The organism is Candidatus Ponderosibacter sp. Uisw_141_02 (assembly GCF_048087665.1).
Classification (GTDB): Bacteria; Pseudomonadota; Alphaproteobacteria; order Puniceispirillales; family Puniceispirillaceae; genus UBA3439.
In genome coordinates this window covers 74,450-92,475 of sequence record NZ_CP159807.1, presented here as the reverse complement: position 1 = coordinate 92,475, position 18,026 = coordinate 74,450, and the positions used below count along the sequence as shown (strand labels likewise).

The following is an 18,026-nucleotide window of genomic DNA, read 5'->3' as shown; positions in this document are numbered from 1 at the left end:
TGAGGGAATTCCAGCTTAAGACCCGATAAAAAGGGCAACCGTCACGCGCAACGCTTGCCCTTATAATTACGTTTTTACCTGACCAAAATAATTAGTGATGCGACGCCAGCGTGGCACCAACCTCTTGGTAATATTTTGCTGCGCCTGGGTGAATTTCGGTCAGGATATTTTCAAGCATATCAAGCGAGACACCACCCCACCATTTTGCGGCGGCGCTCATTGATGACTTGCCTTCCCAAAAGGTTTTGGTCAGCGCATAGGCTGTTGCATCATCCATATCGGTTGTGGCAAAGGCCACAACAGGAAGTGACGTTGTGGTGATCGCCGATGATTGCCCAGCATAGGTACCAGCCGGAATTTCAAGCCGTGTCCGTTTTGACAATTTAATTTGCTCATCCGACAAGGACAGAACCTTTGCACCAGCCGATGCCGCCGCTTCGATAACATTTGGTGCCGGATAGGATCCAGCCGTCACAAACCCATCAATCTGACCATTCTTTAGCGCTGGAACCGCATTCGACAATTCAACCTCGGCAAGCGTGACCTTTCCTTCAAGGCCAAATAGCTTGAGATATTTTTCTCCCTCGCGGGCGCCAAATGATCCCTTGCCAAGCAAGATGGTCTTGCCTTCCATGCCGCTAAAATCAGTCACACCTGACTTTTCGGACATGACAAAATGCATGGTCAAAGACGGAATGGGAAACAAGGCTCTGATTTCATCAAAACGCGGATTTGCCTTGTCCTTGAACATCGCTTTGCCGCCGCGTGCAAGCTTGATTAAAACAGGTGGCGTGGTGAACACATAATTGCCTTTGCGACCAATCACCTCCATCACATTTTGAACCGAACCTTGGCTCTCTTCAACGGTGACAGTGATATCACCATTTGACCCTGCCTTCATGCCTTCGGCAATCTGTACGGCCATCTGATAATAGGATGATGTCGATTTCGCTGATTTATAAGTAACACGCGTTTCGCTAATCGCCTGTGTCGCTGGCAAAATCGCCATCGCTGCCAGTAAAAGCTTTGCAATCAATTTGAATTTCATGATTTTTCTCCCAAAATATGCAAAATCCTAGCATATCGCGCTAATGGTTCAATCATGAATCAGTTTATTTTGCTTGATTTTATCAAGCTATGATTTGGCCAAGTGAAATTGTCGGCAAGCGTCGCCAAATTTCTGAAAAAGCAAATTATTCAGACGATTTTCATCTCTTTCGGGATGAAATTCGGCGTGCCATTGGATGGCAATAGCAAAGGATTTGTGATCATTTATGCTGATCGCCTCGATAAGGCCATCGGGTGAAAAGGCTTCGGCGGATAGCCCCGCACCTAATTGATCAATGCCCTGCCCGTGAAGGCTGTTCACCCAAAAACTATCTTGCCCCAGAAATTCTTTGAAAAGACTATTTTCGGTGAACATGATCTGATGCCTTGGTTTGAAGATTTCTTCCAATGACGCATCATCATTTTGTGGCATGCGGTGATCTTGTTTATCGCTTTGCTGATGCACCCGATAGAAAATTGTGCCGCCATAGGCAACATTGATCTCTTGGATGCCACGACAAATGCCAAAAATCGGCATATGGCGTTGAACGCATTCAGGAATAATATCCAGGACAGTCTTGTCACGATCGGGATCAATCACTTCATCATCAGGAAATGCCTCGCCGCCATAGTGATGCGGCTCAATATTCGCCCTGCCACCGGTCAAAACAACACCATCAAGCCTATCAAGAAGGGTGCCAAGATCGCTTTTTCTAATGCAGGCCGGAATCAGGATTGGCACAATATCGGCAAAATTCATCACCGCATCGACATAACGTTTTCCGGCCGAATGTGATTGCTGCCTGCCGTTAAAACCGACCGTCTCATTCGTGATAATGCCAACAATTGGTTTGGGTTCCATTGCCTTGCTCTCATGTATTTTCACAGATGATTTTACGCTTATCGGTGCAGTTTTAAACACCCAAAATAAACACCCGAAAAGATCGAGAGGCGAAAAGTCATATCATTATGGAATATAGCCAATATCTAATCCATTTCACAGATGTTGAAAGCCAATTCCAGACTATGATCTGCCCAGAACAATCAGATTTTGTTTATTTATGCTTGATCCACAATATCTGGCGGGGCGGTTGCCATAGATCTGTGCTACCAATTCTGCCAGCGAAAACCCAATCATTGAAAATCAACCACTACAAATAAATCATTGGAGATAAACATGCGTTTAAAGACCATCGCCATCGGACTGAACCTCCTGCTTTTGATTTTATGCGTCGGCTTCTTTATCGGACATGGATTGCCAAAAAGCCTGATGCTGTGGAGTTCGGCCATACTCTGGTTTGTCGCACCGATGGTGAATCTTCTCTACATCCGAAAAAATCCATAGACCGTTTCACCAAATAGCCGATTGATTTGACCGCTGACTGTGTCAAATCTGTGTCACTTAGGGGGCATAAGTGGCTAGATTCAGGAAACGGAATGGCGAGTGGCAAGTCATTGGTAAAAAATTCCCGTACCAAAACTGATCCGCGGGGCTTTTAATCAATAACGGTTTTCAAAAGAGTGACTAAAATGGTTGTAAATGTTAGGGTTATCTGGCTGGTCCAATTTTGAATAGCAGCCAATCAAATGGGTCGAATTGATGTTTGTCTTTGATGCTTATGGGACATTATTGGATGTGGACTCTGCAGCCAGACAGGCAGCGACTGAGCAAGGCATGGAGGCTCTAAAGGAGAATTGGCGTCCCATCGCGAAAGGTTGGCGAGAAAGACAACTCAGATATAGCTGGCTGTGCTCGATGATGGGCAAATATGAGGATTTTTGGGAACTCACAACACGTGCGCTTGATGCGACACTTGAAGAACACGCCCTTGCATCCGATTATAATATACGAAATCGGCTTTTATCATTGTACAGCGAACTCTCAGCCTATGATGAAGTGCCTGAAGTGCTCGCTAATCTCAGAGCGGATGGTCACAGGCTTGCAGTGCTCTCAAATGCGTCTCCCAGCATGTTGGAAAAAGCGGTAATGTCAGCCGGAATTTCTGAGTGGTTCGATGAATTGCTCAGTGTTGATGTCTTGAAATGCTATAAACCCACACCGGCAGTGTACCAACTCGTCACAGAGCGGTTCGATTGCGCGCCGCGTGACGTAACCTTCTTCTCATCGAATAATTGGGATGTATCCGGCGCCGGCGCATTTGGCTTTAAAACCATTTGGGTTAATCGCGCCGGCGCAGCGTGGGACAAGCTCCCGGGTTCTCCGGATAGAATTGTTACTTCAATAGCTGAAGGAACCAAAAGCGCAGCACATTAGCTGATCGAGACTTCAATTGGCGTGGGATCATAGCCGGTACATGGATTATGCATTTGTGGACAATTCGACAAAACAGCCAGAACATTACATTCGGCCCGAAGCTTTACATAGCTGCCGGGCTTTAATGCAGCCTCAGCCACACCTGCTGATCCATCATCTAAAACTGGAACACTCATAAACCAGTTAACGTTCGGAACGATCGACGCCGCATCCATGCCATGTCTTTGAAGCTCTCGGGTAAAGTTCGTGTAACAAGACTCGGTTGTCGCCACGCCATAACGAAGCTTGTTATTGGGATTGCTGCAACATCCGTAAATTGTGTCGTGCCTCCCAACCGTATCTTCAATGATTCTTAAAAGTGGCTTACCACTATCTGCATATAATACCGTTCCTTTGCCAACATAGATATTGCCCTGAATCTTTACGGTATTAGTTGCAGAGTAACGATCTGATGTGTTGTCTGCATCATAGCAAAGGAAATCGACCGCTTGCTGGCCGTGCATATCTTTGATGGTGAGCACCTGCCCCCTTTTTACCAATCCAGACCATGGCTGCTTTGCATCTACTGTCACCGTTTGATTTAGCATAATGAACTCCTCAGGTTCTGAAATCAACGACCGCAAACAAAGTCTGGTGTCGTGATATCACCAACTTCATCACCAGCCCAGTTAAGCAGCTTCGGTTGAAAGAAGCCTTCTACAGACCATTCGATGGAATACCCTAATGCCCTAATAACGGCACCAATCGCAACCTCAGCCCCTCTTTTGTTGCCATCTCTTGCTTTAACGACCGCACCAAGAGCAAGGTCATGAAACGCAGCAGAGTAAACGCCTTCAGCACCTGTTTTAACGGTTATCGCTTCACCATAAGCGGCATTAATTGCACTACATGCCCTCCCATGGCCAGCGATGAGCAAGGGAGCGGCGGCGATGCTCTTGCGTATCCGCTGACAAGCCTCATGCCTCGCATCTGGTAAATCACCACCACCAGCAAATAAAGCAAACGCTCTTGCCCAATTGCCAAGCGGCGCAGAGAAAACAGGCGCACCGCAGCCATCTATGCCATGCGGATATTGCATCAGATCCAAACCAGTCATAAATTCTAACGTGCCTAGGATTTGCTGCTGAGCCGCATTCGTTAGGTTCGCATAACCGAATGTTTTACCGCTCATAAGTTTGGATAAGATCAACATGCCAGCATGTTTTCCACTGCAGTTATTGTGGACCTTGTGTGGCTCATCCATGGTTCTGACTTGTGACACCATTGTTTCCTGATGCATTGACCAGTGCGCACCACAAATAAGCTCATCAATCGATATGTCGAACTTGCCAAGTAAGCCTTGCACGGCGTCCGTGTGTAGCGTCTCACCGTTATGACTCGCACAAATCAGGGCAACCTCAGCATCTGAAAACTCAGGAATATCCGGCAAGGTTTTTAGCAGCTCAATAAGTGCGATTGACTGAAGTGGTTTCATTGCCGACCGCGGAAAGATAACGCTTTCGACATCACCCATGCCCAATATAACTGACCCCTCAGCATCGCATAGGGCTACATCGACCTCATGCAAGCTTTCTTTGAAGCCGTTCCTGTTAATATGAACGTGAAGCGGGGTTAATGCGTTGTATGGCAAATCAATCAGGGGTTTGGTCATGTGGGTCTCATCTATTGCGGTTTGTCATAAGCAGGTGCTCCCCTAAAAAGACTATGATCTTTTTAGGGTTCAAATGCCATAGCGTCTATCAGACGTCAAAAAGGGTTCCATCCGCCAACAAACTGACCCCGGCATCTCCGCAAGATGGCGGTTTTCAATAGAGTGGCGATTGTACGCCCACGATGAATCGAACAGGCCGAAACGCGTTATTTTCTGCGGGTGTCAGAATGGAGAATGGCGCGCTCGGGAAGAAGTTCGATGCCTACCCACAGCGCCATCCAGTGACTGAATCCAGCTATAACAATAGCTTAGCAGATCGTCACATATGGTCAACTATCAAAACCTCACCTGCAACCTTGCCTGAACCGAGGTCCGAGGCTCGAGGCCCAAGGTCCGCGTTTCACGGACCACCGCCCAGCAGCCACGGACCGCGGACCACGGACCGGGGTTAATGGAGCCGTTTATCTGTCAGATTTGGACTTGATTGAAGGGGGTGGGGCCGCAGGACGCCGGGGCTTGCGCCTCGGATCGACGGTTTACTTGATTGGTTGGCGGAGGCGATGGGGTGGATTTACATACTATTTTGGCAACACTTTCATTGTACTTAGTCACAAAACACTTATCAGTGTGATTTTTTATAGCAGTGGATTTAAGAATTGTTAGACGCTCATTTATTATCACTCAAACCGGCTGTTGCACTCTCTTTTCTAGCATCGCGCTTGCAGGAGGCAATGTTCAGTCATTTTAAGTGCCCAGATGATTAGCTATAAATTTTAATATATTTTTATTTCGTAGCAGCGGCACGCTGTCCGGCCCTGCTTACGGCCATAGATTTCTAACCTGTGCTCTGTGAGGTCAAATCCCATTTCGTCCGCAATTTCTTTTATCAAACGCTGCAGTTCTCGACTTTGAAATTCGTGGATTTGTCCAGTTTCAACATCCATCAAATGGTCATGATCTGTGCGTTTAATTTCAAACCGTGCTTTACCATCTCCCATATCAAGCTTTTCAATTAAGCCTGAGTCCTCAAAAAGGCTCAATGAACGGTATATCGATGCAATAGATGTTGATTCGTCCTTTGCTTTGCACCGCTGATAAATAGTGTCGACATCTGGATGATCGTTGGACTCATTGAGAACACTGGCTAATAGCCGCCTTTGACTTGTCATCCGAATGTCCAACATGAGGCAGCGTTCCTGAAAGGATTGCTGTTGATTCAGCTTTTCTTTTGTTTCTTTCATTCTATTGCCAGCGACTCGTTCCGTAAAAATTTAGTTTACGCAAAAAAATACATTTGTGAAATGCTCTTGTTTTTTTAAATGAGAATGATTATCACTATTAATTAAGAATAATTCTCATTATTAAAGAGGTAGAAATGATTAGATTTATAGCAACAGTTTGCGCAGCGATATGTTTTGTGCCACTTCAAGCTTCAATAGCTGAGAGTTTGAATATCTACACACACCGCCAGCCAGCTTTGCTGGAGCCAATTTTAGAAGCGTACACAAAAAAAACAGGGATCACGTTTTCAACTGTTTATGCGCCAAAAGGACTTGTTCAGCGGCTTCAATCTGAGGGAGATGCAACTCCAGCAGATATGGTTATTACAGTTGATATAAACAGAGTTCATGAATTGTCTGAGACAGGACTGCTTGCATCTCTGTCCTCATCTAAAATCAAAAAACAAGTTCCTGCTCATCTCCGAGACCAAAGTGATAAATGGACTGCCCTTTCATTGAGAGCACGGATTGCTGCGGTATCGGTTCAAAGAACCGAAAAGTATGAAGTTTTGGGTCTTGCGGATCTTGTAAAGCCAAGCCTGAAAGGAAGGGTATGCACGCGCGTTGGGAGTCATGTCTACAACCGTGCGTTGCTGGCATCAATTATAGCAAATGATGGCGAGGCTGCGGCTCGTGAATGGGCAAAAGGCCTTGTTAAAAACCTTGCACGCAAACCTCAAGGGAATGATCGAGCACAGGCCAAAGCCATTTACTCAGGTGAATGCGATGTGGCGCTAATGAACACCTACTATTACGGCAAAATGAAATTCAATAACAAAAATCCTGAACAAAAAAAATGGGCCGATAGCTTGCGCCTCGTATTTCTGGACCAGACGGGACGCGGGCAACATGTAAATATATCAGCTGCTGCAGTTCTGAAGGCTTCAAAAAAGCAGCCTGCTGCCGTGAAATTCATAGAATGGCTGACGTCACCAGAAGCTCAGCTTTTGTATACCGAGGTAAATTATGAATACCCTGTTAACCCCGGGGTCAATCCTAGTGAGGAGGTCGCGTCTTGGGGCAAGTTTAAAATAGACGAGGTGTCATTAACCGACATAGCCAAAAACACCCCACTTGCCCAAATGATTATCAATGAGATCGGCTGGTAAATACATATCTAGACAGGTGACAAAACTGTCACCTGTGAAATCACAGGCCAACGACAAAGGCATATTTCTTTATGATTTGTAACGAAAGTAAAAAGAGGGAGAAACATAGGTATCTGCGCCAGGTGTTTGAATGCGAGAGAGCGTCTGGCGCGAGATCAGCGCTTTACAAAGTCTGCTGCCTATATGCCTCACTGTTTCCAGATGTGCCTGAATGGAAAACACCCAAAAAGGTATTTTCCATCCTAAACTCTTCTGACGAAACCATTCATTAGGTGGCCTTACCCCCTTCAACCACTCATGCTAAAATTCCTCGATGCAAACCATCCAAAAAGCTCGGCTGAAATCCGGCCAATTCGCTCCCGGTCAATCTGGTAACCCCGGAGGCCATCCAAAGGACGAACACCGCGTAGCTGGACTAGCGCGCTCTTATACGCTTGAGGCTATAGACACACTGGTTGACTTAGTGCGCGACGGCAAGGATGAGTGCGTGCGGGGAACGGACGCTCAGGCGCTGAGGGCAGCTATTTTGACGTCTTGAGGGCGGTAAACTAGAGCATGCTTTCCAAGCGCAATGAAACGCAAATTTGAGGTTTAAGCTGAGGTGCCAAGCCAGTGTTTGGCTACTTTTCTACTAGTGCTAAATGTTATCTTTCCTCTAGGAAATCGAGAGGCCCAGCAGACCCCAAGCCAAGACGAGTTGTTTCAGTCTCTATCACCACATCGGGTGTTACGTTGCCTAAATTCACATCTGGACCAAACGTCTTCACAAGGAATTTTTTTCCCGCATAAATTTGAACCGTCGTACTGCCAACTCGAGGCGTTGCGAGTTCAAAGATACAGCGGGTAATATCAACATTTTGTTGGATAGCCAAAATCAACTCCTCGTTTGGCACACCTCCGTGCATCAACTCAGCTGCTTCGATTAGGGCAAACTCTGCGCCCATCTCCAAAACTTCATTCACCTCGTCGATGATTGACATAATCGAGGAGCTCTCCCGCTTGTCGCCGATCTCTCCAACAGGGTTCATGCCCTGATCGCGAACCATATCACAGAGTTGTTGCCTCAAACCTTGGCCAAGTTGAACCATATTGTCAGAAACTTCTATAATATCAAAGCCGAGAGCCTGCGCTTCACTCAAATGTCGCGGCATTGCATCAACGCCCATTGTGTGGAGTACATATTCTTGAAATTGACCTCCGAGAAAGGGCCTAATATCGTTAGCCCGTAGCATTTCAATTTTGGCCTGCAAATGAGTTTTCTCAAAAAGCCGAGATGTGCCAGTGGCAATTTTGAACAAGTCAATATAATGACCAGCGACTTCAATAAGGTCAGACAGAGACGCCAACCCCAATTGATAGTCCGACACCATTGTAATACCGGATTTGCGAGGCTTTGAGATGGTTCGGCGCTTATCAATAGGAACAAATCCGAAAGCTGTATTGAATTCCATCTCCAACCCTTTCATTAATTATTTTGGGCCTTAGCTTATACGGTAAGCTGCTTTTTTACATCACAAATCTCAGAGACAACCCGCCTCCCAAACGGCAATTACACACTCGCTGACACCGACCTATTCTAGGCCGTCCACTCTCATAACAACTATTATATCTGTTATATAACAGTATATGGACGGCTCTATTATATTGCGTCGCTTGGCTGCTCTGATGCGATCATCCTTTGCACAAGCCGCCCCCGCCCGTCATTTCGATGGGGGGGGTATCGGCGGAACAAGCCCTACGGTCGTACAAATGGTCGTACATTCGACTTGCCGCGCTCCATCTTAGGTGGCAGAATCATTGAGGTTTCAGGCCAACGCGGTGGCAAATTCTCTTCCCGAGCGCGCCATTTTCCCGGTTCCAAGGTCCTAGGGCCGCGATACAAGTGACTGTTTCTAAACGATTAACGTTCTAGAACAGGAGTTTGTTGTCCGATGGTGTGGGTAAGGTTGCCGGTATACTTTTACAAGAGAAACGATACTTTTTATTTCTCGCGGTCAATTCCATCTGACCTTCAGCATCGCTTCAAAAAGCGGAAGATTGAAGTATCCCTCCGAACAAAATCGGAATCAAAGGCAGCCAAGTTTGCCGCAACATTATCCGATAGGCTTAAACAATACAGGGCAAATTGATAATTACTCTAGTTCGATTACCGGCCTATCGTTGCTTCGATTGCCAGTTTGGAAACTTAAAAGGCCTATCATTTGTTGGGGCCAGCGGCGGATTTCCCAAAATGTGATCAGCCGCTTTTTCACCAACCATGATTGAAGGTGCGTTCAGATTACCGTTGGTAATACGCGGAAATATTGATGAGTCAGCACAAAATAGATTTGTTGTGCCGATGACACGGCAATCTGAGCTGACCACAGCAAAGGGATCATTTTCAGCCCCCATTCTACATGTTCCACACGGATGATATGCTGACTCAGCTTGGGTCTGGATAAATGCGTCCAGATCTTTATCCATTACAGTGTTCACACCTGGTTGAATTTCGTGACCATAAAATGGACGCATCGCCTTTTGAGCCAAAATTTCGCGGCTAAGTTGCAATGCCTTGCGAAATTCTGGGAGATCATCCGGATGGGAAAGATAGTTAAATTTTATTTCGGGAGCTGCGTTTGGGTCTGACGATTTAATCTTTACATGGCCCCGTGATTTAGATCTCATTGGCCCAACGTGAAGCTGGAAGCCATGGCCAGCTGCCGGTGCCTTGCCATCATAACGAATGGCTACAGGAAGAAAATGAAACTGGATATCAGGATAGAGAATATTTTTATTGGATCGTATAAAACCGAGTGTTTCAAAATGATTGGAAGCGCCCAGGCCAGATTTAAAGAATAGCCATTGAGCGGCGATTAAGGCTTTTGAGACAGGATTGAGGTGTTTGTAGAGCGTTATAGGTTTGCGGCAGGCAACCTGAAAATAGATCTCTAGATGATCCTGAAGATTTTTTCCAACACCTTTTCTATTAGCGATGGCCTCAATGCCAAAATCTTGAAGAGTGTCGCAACAGCCAATACCTGACCGCTGCAAAATTGCCGGACTTGCAATCGCACCTGCGCAAAGAATTACCGCATTTTGCGCAATAATATCGTGGTATTTACCCTTGCGCCAAACGCGAACACCAACGGCACGCCGCCCTTCAAAAAGAATTCGGTCTGCCAAAGTGCGGGTAAAAAGCCTTACCTTCCCCGTTTTAATCGCGGGCTTTAGATAAGCATTGGCCGTTGACCATCGGCGGCCCTTCCAAACTGTCATATCAGCTGGTCCAAATCCTTCCTGACGATACCCATTATAATCAGAGGTCATTGTGTAACCCGCCTGCAGGCTGGCCTCAACAAAGGCATGATGGAGCGGATTATCACGGGGCCCACGAGTAATATGCAGCGGCCCATCATTGCCCCGCCAAGGAAGCTCACCACCATGTGATGTTTCCATGCGTCGAAAATATGGTAGGACGTCAGCATAACCCCAGCCATCTGCCCCCGCGTCACGCCAGTGATCATAATCTAGAGGGTTGCCGCGGACATATATCATACCGTTGATGGAAGATGATCCTCCGATCACTTTACCTCTAGGGCAAACAAGTGAGCGGCCGGCAAGACCCACTTCTGGTTCTGATTTATAGCCCCAATCATAATAAGGCATGTTCATTGGATATGACAATGCAGCTGGCATTTGAATAAAGGGACCAGCATCACTGCCGCCAAACTCAACAACCGCAATTGAGCCTTGTCCTGCAGTTGCCAACCGATAGGCGATTGCCGAACCGGCGGATCCAGACCCAATGATTACATAGTCAAATTGATATGGCGTCGCTGCAGAGGTCATTAATGATCCATTTATTTGATCGCTAATCGTCACATGTAATCTAGCCTTTTCCCTCTCAAAAACCCAAAGAAAATATTAGCGGATAACTGTGATCACCGCAGCGTTAGGTTTAGATATAAGATGTATTAGATTTTAAAATCACTGATACCGCAGTTATGGAATTTCTGACCGGAGCAGAATTTTGAATTTTAGTCAGGAGAAGTAGTGATAAGTCGTTTATTAACTTTTTAGCATGATTGCCCTAACCACAATTTTTGAGCGCAGTTTCAAGGCACTGATTCAATATTCGGCAAATTCTATATCTGTTCCGGATAGTCACTCATTACCATATCAACGCCCAAATCAAAAAGATCGTAAGCACGGCTTGGATCATTGACAGTCCAGGCCCGTATTTTGATGCCTTGTTGATGAAAAACTGTTATGTTCGTTGACGCTGAAATCAAGTCGCTATCGAGGTGAACCGCCTCTATCGCTAACTCAGTTTTTAGAAAATATATGTCTTCTGGGAGAAAATTATGAACACTGGCAAGGGGGATGTGCGGGGCAAACGTTCGAAAATAGCGCAAAAAATCTATGTCAAAACTTGAAACGATTATATTTGCTTTTGGTGTTTTCCTTAGTGAAGATGCGAGCAACTCAGCCGAACGATATTCACGATTACCATGGCATTTCATTTCAAGGATTAGGGTCATATCATGCACCTCTGCCCAAGAGATCAATGTTGCCAAACGCAACACTTTCTGGCCCAAAAACTGTTCGCCCTTCCAAACTCCAGCATCAGCATCTTGAAAATCTTCCCAATTTGCATCTGCGACTAGTTTGTCGCCGGCAACGGTCCGACCTTGGGCTTCGTCATGGAAAACGATTAAGGTTTCGTCTGCGAGCAAACTAATGTCAGTTTCGAGCCACCGTAATCCTGCATGCCTTGCAGCATCAAATGCAAGAAGGGTATTTTCAGGAAATTTTCCTGACATCCCCCTATGTGCAATGACCTTGTGTGGTTTAACCATCGGCTCACATATTTTTTCTGTCCAAAGCATTTTATCTCTTTAATAACGGCATGGTTTTAAGGCCTGGGGCGGGGCTGCTCACGTCATTGAAGCGCAATTGAGGCCTTGGCTATGCTGTGCTTGTTCAAGAAGTTCATTTTGGGCGCAAAACCTATTCCGTTTCTTGAAGGCGCAGCGATTTCGCCAGGGGCGGAAATACATATGTCTGGGTAAGAAAAGTCTTCGGCAAAGAAACGGTCACTTGGAAATATATCAGATGGGTAATTTACGTTACTTTTAGTCGTCAGCGCCAGAGAGGCCCCCTGACCAACAGCTGACTCCAGCATACCACCTATCCAAACAGGTACGCTACTAGCTTCACAAAAATCATGTATTGCAATGCCATTTGTAAGGCCGCCAACCCTGCTGGTTTTGATGTTTATCCAATCGCAAGCACCTATCTTTATGGCTTTCTGTGCTCGGTGCAGCGACGTGATGCTTTCATCAAGACAAATTGGGGTTTTGATTGTTCTGCGCAGTTCAGCATGATCTACTAAATCATCGTAACTTAGTGGCTGCTCAATCATCTTAAGATCTAATTTATCAAGTTCCTGAAACATTGCTATATCGTCCAGCGTGAAACCACTGTTGCAATCAATGTGCATTATTAATTGAGGGAATGCGTCTCGTACTTGTTTTATCATATCAACGGTGCATTGCCGGTTGAACTTTAATTTTATCCGTGGAAATCCCCCTTTCATAGATATCTCGACACGGTTAAGCAACTCATCAGTGCTGGGTAAAACAGGTATGTCTGCCCCAACCTCTACGCGTTCCTTGGTGCCGCCAATCAAAGACCATAATGGCGTTTTGTGATGCTGAGAGTGGGCATCCCACCAAGCCCCATCAAATGCTGATTTAGCAAATTGATGACCCTTTAAATCAGAAAGTATTTCATGCAAAAATTCTCCGCTGATGACCCTTCTTCCAATAAGGCGCGGTGCAATAATATCCCTTGCAACAACAAAGGCGCCTGCTGAGAACTCTGAATTGTAAAGGGGTAAAGGTGATGGTGCACACTCACCCCAGCCGCTAATACCATCAGATATTATTTTTACAAAAAGACTTTCAATGTCGTTCTGTGAACCATAAGCGGTAACCCAAGGTTCAAGAAGCGGCATCCTCACATGATAAAGGTCAATTTGTTCAATAATCATTATACGTGCCCTCGTCCCAGTGCCACATTCTCACCAAACACCCTAAAGTCTGGGGTTGCGGGAAAGGAGCGGTCAAGAAGAAACATATTTTTATCATATATTTTGCCCTACCCTTCAATAAAGTCCAAAGCTGACATAGAAGCGCGCCCCAGCAACTCCGGTCAGCGCTCCAAGCTGCGGGGTTCCAAATCTCCTTAATCAAAATTTGCATTGGACAAGTAAAGAAGTTGGGCTCAATCCAACACGTTTCTGGATACCCCTAAAAAGACTGGGGCTTGACGAAATAGTCCATTCGATCAACCGTTTTTACATTAAAATTCATGATTTTTCCTTTCCGGAGAACGCTTAATTTAATGGTCACTCCAGCCTCACCAGATTTCCAGATCTTCTCATAGAATGATTTCAAATTGGAAACTTGTGAGCCATTGATTGTCATGATTACGTCCTGAGGTCTGATACCCGCTTCAAAAGCTGGACCCCCGCCGCTTACCCGAGTTACGATAATTCGATCGTTGCTGTCGTCCGATGAAATGCCAAGGTAAGGTTGGATTTTACTTTTTCTTCTGCCGCTGGAAATAAGGTCTTCAAGAATTGGTTTAAGTATATTTATAGGCACAGACATATTACCGGGAGAGGGAACACCCGGCACTGACTCGGATACAAACAATGAGCCGATACCAACAATTTCACCGTTCTCGGTTAGTATTGGCGCACCGGCCCATAACCCATTTGCTGGTGTTGTATAAATTGGGTTTTCAACAAAATATTCCCACCAGCCAGTGAAAGGTCTTCGTGAAACAGACCTCACAATTGAACCTGCGCCGCGGTTGGGTGAGGGCAATATCAATAAATCTTGTTCGGAGTTAATGTTATCAGAGTTGCCAAGTTGAAGATGAGGCATTTTAAGGGGAATAACAGACTTGATGATTCCAAAGCCACTAGTGTGGTCATAGCCAACCAGTTTAGCAGGCAGCCGTCGTCCATCAGACAAACCTATTTCTATGCTCTCTGATTCAATTACTATGTAGCCAATAGTTAGAATATGGTTTTCATTTATTGCTACACCATTACCCTCGCGCCTGACACCAAGGCTAGAAGCGGTCCTTGCTTCAGCGGGGACGGTTGAGCGAACACTCACAATTGATTTGTAAAAGCGTTCAATGTTTTCTTTTTTAAAGTCTGCATATGAATTGCCAGCACTTAATAATAGCAAAACCGGAAACATGTATTTTATGATAAACACAACCACAGCTCCCCGAGAATAATATTCACTTCAGTTGAAACGTTATCACCCCCCGCCGCCGCCAACCAATCAAGTAAACCGTCGATCAGAGATGCAAGCCCGGCAATATAATAGCTGAACTCGGCTGAATAGTTCCATAGCACGACTCTTGCCTATAGATAACCGAAGAACCTAAACGCCAAACAAATGACACCTGCGCAAAGGTGTCACTCCCTTAAAACTTGCCCTTGCTGGTTAATACCGGTGGGGGCTTTTCTCGAGCCAGTTTTGAGATGGCCGTTAGCTGATTACAGGATCCAGTTCAAGTCAGGCAGAAGATGATGCAATAAATGCACTGTAGTAGAGCGTTTATAAACCTATCGCGCAGCGGCATCAGACGCTAAACAACTAATACAAGCTTTCTTCCTCCACGTTGACGACTTGTTTTCACTATCAAGAGTACCTTACCCCTCTGACACCTCCCCCGTCAGAGGGGCTTTTCTTTGATAAAGGATAAAATCTGCAAATACTTATATAATGAACTTGATCGATTAAAAGTTGTTTAATTTGATGCCGCAAGCTCTAGTGTTGTGTGCATGAATACATTCCTGACGCATATTAAAAGCGCATCTTCTATTTTGTTTTTCTTCCCCTTCAATGCCCTCAAAAGTGATTTAATTAAACAGCCTTATACGGTGTTAAAGAGCCCAGATTGGATAAACGATGAATGCGGTTAGAGAGCGTGCCCTTGGCATATCAACTGCTATGCGCAGCCGTCACGATATGGGCGGTTTTTCTGGTAAATACACGGTTTGCTATAAGCAGCAACTTTTCTGTTGAGGAGGTGATGACACTCAGGCTGGTCACAGCTAGCATTGTCACCTTGCCATTCATGATCAAATTAGGTGTCATCCTTCGTGGGCAGAGCTTTGTAAGCACGGTGATGATAGCTCTTATGCCTAGTGCAGTTGCTCCCTACATCATTTCATCAGGGCTTTTTTACGCTTCGGCATCTGACTCAGGTGCCCTTGCACCCGGAACATTGCCATTCTGGGCGGCATTATTCTCCTTTTTACTGATTGGCGAAAAACCAAGTAAACTCCGTTTGGTTGGATTGTTAGCAATCTTCATAGGAGCAATATCAGTTGGGTTGACGCAAATGCTTGATGGCTCAAACTCAGAAACATGGAAAGGTCACCTACTGTTTCTTTTAGGCGCATGTCTCTGGGCCATCTACACAATCTATTTTAAACAAGCTGGCCTTAGACCGGTTCAAGGATTAGTTGTTGGGTTATTTTGGGGCACTCTTTTCTTGGTTCCAGTTCTTTTTATGACTGGAGAAGTCAGTTTCAGCAATGTCAACATCCAAGAAATTGTTTGGGTTTGCCTCTTGCAAGGCGTGCTCATCGGTGTCCTTGCAATGATACTATACTCGATTGCAATTCGATGTTTGGGCGCAGCTCAAACTGCAGCGTTTGGGGCTTTAACTCCAATCCTTGCACTTTTTGGTGGGGTAGTCTTCCTGAGCGAAACGATCACCACTGGAGGTGTAGTGGGTATCTTTTTGGTTGCAGTAGGGGTGATTTTAGCTTCAGGGAGCTTAGAAAAGAAGAATGGAGAATAGCGCGCTCGGGACGGTTTGTGCCACAGCATTTCCCTGCATAACCCCTACATTCTTGCATCAAACCAAGTTGGTTTCAATTTAGATGTATCACCGTTTGTATCACCGCTGCCAAAAACCGACTGGCTGCGGGTCGGTTTCATCCCTGAAATACCACCCGTAGAAGGTGCCTGCATCGCGCTAGGATTCCCTGTGACAGCCCCCAGCTTTACCCCGCACATAAACCAGTTTACATTTGGGTCAATCGAACTGGAGTGGCATGGGATAACCTTCCCGGGAAACCCGACGTCATTGTTAACTCCATTTCAGAAGCACAGCTAAACATATGAATTTAATTCAGAAAACATTGAAGAACATGTTGTTGAATATTTGATAGGCAATTAGGTAATTATGCGGCTGCCTTTACTTCTATGTTGGCCAGTTTGCTCCCAAGATATGATGCCAATACCGCCATTGCTGATATGCCTGCGCGCTGTTCGGCATCACTGTTATAATTAGTGTTGGTATTGATATCATAGACATAGGGCACACCATCTTCATCTGTGATAAACTCAAAGGCTGCCACATCTAGCCCTTCGCGCGCCATTACATCTTGCATCTTTGGGATAAGCAATTGGCCAAGCGCGCTTTTAGAAAAACTGCCATCAATGTCAAAAGCAAATCGTTGATCAGCGTCTGCCATACAGGTGCTCGCATCTAGAGCGCAAACATCTGCAGGGCATAACTCAAATCCGTTTGAAGTATCCACACGGACTGCATAGACAAATTTACGTCCCACAAATTCCACTCGGGTAATCAGCTGTTCCGGCGAGGCAATATAACGCTGAACGAGGGTAATACCATCAACAGATGGATCAAAGTCCTCGCCATTCACATACTCTACCAGTGCTGGTTTTGAGCGGAACAACGCAACCCCCAATCCTTTACCTGCACGATTATGTTTTGTAATTATAGGTTTCCCTCCAAAAGAAGAGAACGCTTCAATGATATCCTCAGCCGTAATCGCCACCACAGTCTGGGGGACATTCAAACCGGCATGTCGTAACGCCGCATATTGTATCATCTTAGAGATTTCCAGATGTAAGGCTTGACGTCCATTGATCACGAATCTCCCCTGCCCCTCCAACCACGCCAAAACGCCAGCTGTCATCTCAGGTGCAAATCGATTGCCTCTGGTATGGGAAGATGCGCTCATCCGATTGTAAAACACACCCGCCGGCGCGTTCTTCGATAAATCAATGTTTACGTTGGCCAGGTTCCAATCGTGATATGCAACACCGATTGCATCCAACGCCGCGAATAACGGCCCAGTCCAATCGGCATTTTCATGGATTATATAAACCGCCGGCACTTCATTCACATGGGCATTCGTGTAGGTAATAGGCATATATATCTCCTCGTCCATTGAGGAAAGATATAGAAACATTTTCTAAATTGCCTATATCAAACACATGCATTTAGCAAAGATTTTTATCCTCTTATTTAAGGACAGAAAACTTTACCGAAATCACGTTATATCAAAGTTATTCATGCCCCAGCGTAATCAGGTTAGGTTTGTTAAGGATGCTGAAGAAGGTTTTGTTGGAGACAATGCGCATGAGCGTGATTGCTTCTGACAATTAAGATTGCGCATGATGCGCATGAGTTTTCTTAGGAGTCTTGAGAGGTATAGTTAAGTATATGTAATATATAGATTGTTTAGTATGAATTGCAGAGTGTTTGTACTCATGCGCAATATTGCATATCACAGGAACTTCCATAGAAACTCATGCGCAACGTGCGCACAT

General features: G+C 45.5%; 17 protein-coding genes. 6 read left to right on the top strand and 11 right to left on the bottom strand.

What is annotated here, in order from left to right; all coding sequences use genetic code 11:
* Window positions 1-91: 91 nt before the first annotated feature.
* Together ABXT40_RS00470 and ABXT40_RS00465 are read right to left on the bottom strand one after the other, a co-directional pair.
* A complete protein-coding gene (locus ABXT40_RS00470) occupies window positions 92-1,048 on the bottom strand; it encodes a TAXI family TRAP transporter solute-binding subunit (RefSeq protein WP_443645883.1) in 957 nt (318 codons plus the stop codon).
* 87 nt (window positions 1,049-1,135) lie between these two features.
* On the bottom strand, window positions 1,136-1,909 hold the full coding sequence (locus ABXT40_RS00465) for a gamma-glutamyl-gamma-aminobutyrate hydrolase family protein (RefSeq protein ID WP_443645882.1): 774 nt from the start codon (window positions 1,907-1,909) through the stop codon (window positions 1,136-1,138).
* 315 nt (window positions 1,910-2,224) lie between these two features.
* Between ABXT40_RS00465 and ABXT40_RS00460 the strand changes: the two genes are divergently transcribed.
* A complete protein-coding gene (locus ABXT40_RS00460) occupies window positions 2,225-2,392 on the top strand; it encodes a hypothetical protein (RefSeq protein WP_443645881.1) in 168 nt (55 codons plus the stop codon).
* A gap of 255 nt (window positions 2,393-2,647) precedes the next feature.
* Window positions 2,648-3,322 (top strand): haloacid dehalogenase type II, encoded by a 675-nt coding sequence (locus tag ABXT40_RS00455; RefSeq protein ID WP_443645880.1) that lies wholly within the window; start codon window positions 2,648-2,650, stop codon window positions 3,320-3,322.
* On the opposite strand, the gene ABXT40_RS00450 is transcribed toward ABXT40_RS00455, so the two are convergent.
* From ABXT40_RS00450 to ABXT40_RS00440, 3 genes are all read right to left on the bottom strand, one after another.
* Window positions 3,319-3,909: a DUF1989 domain-containing protein gene (locus tag ABXT40_RS00450; protein ID WP_443645879.1), complete on the bottom strand. Its 591-nt coding sequence runs from the start codon at window positions 3,907-3,909 to the stop codon at window positions 3,319-3,321. The genes ABXT40_RS00455 and ABXT40_RS00450 overlap by 4 nt on opposite strands.
* Window positions 3,910-3,932: 23 nt before the next feature.
* Window positions 3,933-4,973, bottom strand: coding sequence for an asparaginase (locus tag ABXT40_RS00445; protein WP_443645878.1), 1,041 nt, complete (start codon window positions 4,971-4,973; stop codon window positions 3,933-3,935).
* 773 nt (window positions 4,974-5,746) lie between these two features.
* Complete coding sequence (locus ABXT40_RS00440) at window positions 5,747-6,214, bottom strand: Fur family transcriptional regulator (RefSeq protein ID WP_443645877.1); 468 nt, start codon at window positions 6,212-6,214, stop codon at window positions 5,747-5,749.
* Window positions 6,215-6,348: 134 nt separating this feature from the next.
* Between ABXT40_RS00440 and ABXT40_RS00435 the strand changes: the two genes are divergently transcribed.
* Window positions 6,349-7,362, top strand: coding sequence for an extracellular solute-binding protein (locus ABXT40_RS00435; protein ID WP_443645876.1), 1,014 nt, complete (start codon window positions 6,349-6,351; stop codon window positions 7,360-7,362).
* A 313-nt stretch (window positions 7,363-7,675) separates the two neighbouring features.
* Window positions 7,676-7,900, top strand: a complete 225-nt coding sequence (locus ABXT40_RS00430) for a DUF5681 domain-containing protein (protein ID WP_443645875.1) — start codon at window positions 7,676-7,678, stop codon at window positions 7,898-7,900.
* A gap of 106 nt (window positions 7,901-8,006) precedes the next feature.
* Here the strand turns inward: ABXT40_RS00430 and ABXT40_RS00425 are convergent, their stop codons facing one another.
* Window positions 8,007-8,813: a phosphosulfolactate synthase gene (locus ABXT40_RS00425; protein ID WP_443645874.1), complete on the bottom strand. Its 807-nt coding sequence runs from the start codon at window positions 8,811-8,813 to the stop codon at window positions 8,007-8,009.
* Window positions 8,814-9,293: 480 nt separating this feature from the next.
* Here ABXT40_RS00425 and ABXT40_RS00420 point away from each other — a divergent pair, with 480 nt between their 5' ends.
* Window positions 9,294-9,491, top strand: coding sequence for a DUF6538 domain-containing protein (locus ABXT40_RS00420; protein WP_443645873.1), 198 nt, complete (start codon window positions 9,294-9,296; stop codon window positions 9,489-9,491).
* Window positions 9,492-9,516: 25 nt separating this feature from the next.
* On the opposite strand, the gene betA is transcribed toward ABXT40_RS00420, so the two are convergent.
* From betA to ABXT40_RS00400, 4 genes are all read right to left on the bottom strand, one after another.
* Window positions 9,517-11,190 carry a choline dehydrogenase gene (gene betA / locus ABXT40_RS00415; RefSeq protein ID WP_443646935.1) on the bottom strand — a complete coding sequence of 558 codons (1,674 nt, stop codon included), beginning with the start codon at window positions 11,188-11,190 and terminating at the stop codon, window positions 9,517-9,519.
* A gap of 296 nt (window positions 11,191-11,486) precedes the next feature.
* Window positions 11,487-12,230: a glycerophosphodiester phosphodiesterase gene (locus ABXT40_RS00410; RefSeq protein WP_443645872.1), complete on the bottom strand. Its 744-nt coding sequence runs from the start codon at window positions 12,228-12,230 to the stop codon at window positions 11,487-11,489.
* Between the two features lie 53 nt (window positions 12,231-12,283).
* On the bottom strand, window positions 12,284-13,396 hold the full coding sequence (gene menC, locus ABXT40_RS00405; protein WP_443645871.1) for an o-succinylbenzoate synthase: 1,113 nt from the start codon (window positions 13,394-13,396) through the stop codon (window positions 12,284-12,286).
* A gap of 259 nt (window positions 13,397-13,655) precedes the next feature.
* On the bottom strand, window positions 13,656-14,639 hold the full coding sequence (locus ABXT40_RS00400) for a S1C family serine protease (protein WP_443645870.1): 984 nt from the start codon (window positions 14,637-14,639) through the stop codon (window positions 13,656-13,658).
* Between the two features lie 727 nt (window positions 14,640-15,366).
* Here ABXT40_RS00400 and ABXT40_RS00395 point away from each other — a divergent pair.
* The gene (locus ABXT40_RS00395) at window positions 15,367-16,242 is read left to right on the top strand and encodes a DMT family transporter (RefSeq protein ID WP_443645869.1); all 876 of its coding nucleotides are present in this window, start codon (window positions 15,367-15,369) and stop codon (window positions 16,240-16,242) included.
* Between the two features lie 385 nt (window positions 16,243-16,627).
* On the opposite strand, the gene ABXT40_RS00390 is transcribed toward ABXT40_RS00395, so the two are convergent.
* A complete protein-coding gene (locus ABXT40_RS00390; RefSeq protein WP_443645868.1) occupies window positions 16,628-17,626 on the bottom strand; it encodes an ATP-grasp domain-containing protein in 999 nt (332 codons plus the stop codon).
* Window positions 17,627-18,026 lie beyond the last annotated feature (400 nt).